This window comes from Virgibacillus sp. AGTR, from assembly GCF_016919725.2.
GTDB classification, from domain to species: Bacteria; Bacillota; Bacilli; order Bacillales; family Amphibacillaceae; genus Virgibacillus; species Virgibacillus salarius.
On the sequence record NZ_JAJERH010000153.1, the window covers coordinates 1 to 1,622 of the forward strand.

A 1,622-nucleotide genomic window follows, 5' to 3' on the forward strand; every position below is an offset into this window, starting at 1 on the left:
AATTTTACTGGGTTTTGTCCCAGCCCCATCTCTTACGATAATAATATTTTGTAGTTTGTGTGTATAAAGTAGATACCGGTGGTCGGGGTCGAACCGACACTCCGTAAGGAACACGATTTTGAGTCGTGCGCGTCTGCCAATTCCGCCACACCGGCATAATCGTTGGAGGCGGTAACCGGATTTGAACCGGTGATAAAGGTTTTGCAGACCTCTGCCTTACCACTTGGCTATACCGCCATATATACTTGGAGCGGAAGACGGGATTCGAACCCGCGACCCCCACCTTGGCAAGGTGATGTTCTACCACTGAACTACTTCCGCAAATGGCTGGGCCACCAGGATTCGAACCTGGGGTACACGGGATCAAAACCCGATGCCTTACCGCTTGGCTATGGCCCAATTATTTAAATTAAAAATGGGGCGACCGGTGGGGATTGAACCCACGCGTGCCGGAGCCACAATCCGGTGCGTTAACCACTTCGCCACGGCCGCCATATAGAAAAATTGGCAGGGGTAGTAGGAATCGAACCCACATCAAAGGTTTTGGAGACCTTCGTTTTACCATTAAACTATACCCCTAATTATACTATTAGAAAATGGTGGAGGGGGGCAGATTCGAACTGCCGAACCCTGAGGGAGCGGATTTACAGTCCGCCGCGTTTAGCCACTTCGCTACCCCTCCAAGAAGAAGAAAATACAAATGGTGGCTCGGGACGGAATCGAACCGCCGACACAGGGATTTTCAGTCCCTTGCTCTACCGACTGAGCTACCGAGCCATTCAGTTTTAAACTATTAAAGTCTATAAGACTTTTGAAAGTGGCGGTCCGGACGGGACTCGAACCCGCGACCTCCTGCGTGACAGGCAGGCATTCTAACCAACTGAACTACCGGACCAACTAATGGAGTTATTCAATAATAAATTATTTTGGTTGCGGGGGCAGGATTTGAACCTGCGACCTTTGGGTTATGAGCCCAACGAGCTACCAGACTGCTCCACCCCGCGATGTAAGGAAGTAATAAATTTGTTCTGTTTTTCAAATCATTATGGATGGTGGAGGATGCAGGGCTCGAACCTGCGACCCCTTGCTTGTAAGGCAAGTGCTCTCCCAGCTGAGCTAATCCTCCATGTTGGTGACCCGTACGGGATTCGAACCCGTGTTACCGCCGTGAAAGGGCGGTGTCTTAACCACTTGACCAACGGGCCAGTATTATTAGAATAGTGGCGGAGAGCGAGGGATTCGAACCCTCGAGGCCGCGGTAACGGCCTACACGATTTCCAATCGTGCTCCTTCGGCCACTCGGACAGCTCTCCATTGGCTCCACAGGTAGGATTCGAACCTACGACCGATCGGTTAACAGCCGATAGCTCTACCACTGAGCTACTGTGGAATAATTCCAATTAGAATGTATCTTGCCTGGCGGCGTCCTACTCTTGCAGGGGCAAAGCCCCAACTACCATCGGCGCTGGAGAGCTTAACTTCTGTGTTCGGCATGGGAACAGGTGTGACCTCTCCGCTATTGCTACCAGACATGATGTCTGCCAAGTGTTGTCAAAAAACAGTGACAACCAATATTATAATTGTTTTTCAGGAAAAATCAAGTACTATTTTGAAAAAATATG

14 tRNA genes and 1 rRNA gene are annotated in these 1,622 nt (G+C 49.9%); all 15 read right to left on the reverse strand.

What is annotated here, in order from left to right:
- Positions 1 to 73 precede the first annotated feature (73 nt).
- The 15 genes from JUJ52_RS22880 to rrf all read right to left on the reverse strand — a co-directional run bounded on the left by JUJ52_RS22880 (position 74) and on the right by rrf (position 1,530).
- Positions 74 to 155 (reverse strand) — tRNA-Leu (locus JUJ52_RS22880).
- Between the two features lie 8 nt (positions 156 to 163).
- A tRNA-Cys gene (locus JUJ52_RS22885) sits at positions 164 to 237 on the reverse strand.
- 9 nt (positions 238 to 246) lie between these two features.
- Positions 247 to 321, reverse strand: a tRNA-Gly gene (locus JUJ52_RS22890).
- 3 nt (positions 322 to 324) lie between these two features.
- Positions 325 to 399, reverse strand: a tRNA-Gln gene (locus JUJ52_RS22895).
- Between the two features lie 17 nt (positions 400 to 416).
- Positions 417 to 492 (reverse strand) — tRNA-His (locus JUJ52_RS22900).
- A 13-nt stretch (positions 493 to 505) separates the two neighbouring features.
- Positions 506 to 579: transfer RNA gene (locus JUJ52_RS22905), tRNA-Trp, on the reverse strand.
- Between the two features lie 18 nt (positions 580 to 597).
- Positions 598 to 682, reverse strand: a tRNA-Tyr gene (locus JUJ52_RS22910).
- A 19-nt stretch (positions 683 to 701) separates the two neighbouring features.
- A tRNA-Phe gene (locus JUJ52_RS22915) sits at positions 702 to 777 on the reverse strand.
- Positions 778 to 818: 41 nt separating this feature from the next.
- Positions 819 to 895 (reverse strand) — tRNA-Asp (locus tag JUJ52_RS22920).
- Between the two features lie 32 nt (positions 896 to 927).
- Positions 928 to 1,004 (reverse strand) — tRNA-Met (locus tag JUJ52_RS22925).
- A gap of 46 nt (positions 1,005 to 1,050) precedes the next feature.
- Positions 1,051 to 1,126 (reverse strand) — tRNA-Val (locus JUJ52_RS22930).
- 4 nt (positions 1,127 to 1,130) lie between these two features.
- Positions 1,131 to 1,205, reverse strand: a tRNA-Glu gene (locus JUJ52_RS22935).
- Between the two features lie 16 nt (positions 1,206 to 1,221).
- Positions 1,222 to 1,313 (reverse strand) — tRNA-Ser (locus JUJ52_RS22940).
- A gap of 2 nt (positions 1,314 to 1,315) precedes the next feature.
- A tRNA-Asn gene (locus JUJ52_RS22945) sits at positions 1,316 to 1,390 on the reverse strand.
- 24 nt (positions 1,391 to 1,414) lie between these two features.
- Positions 1,415 to 1,530, reverse strand: a 5S ribosomal RNA gene (gene rrf, locus JUJ52_RS22950).
- Positions 1,531 to 1,622: the final 92 nt, after the last annotated feature.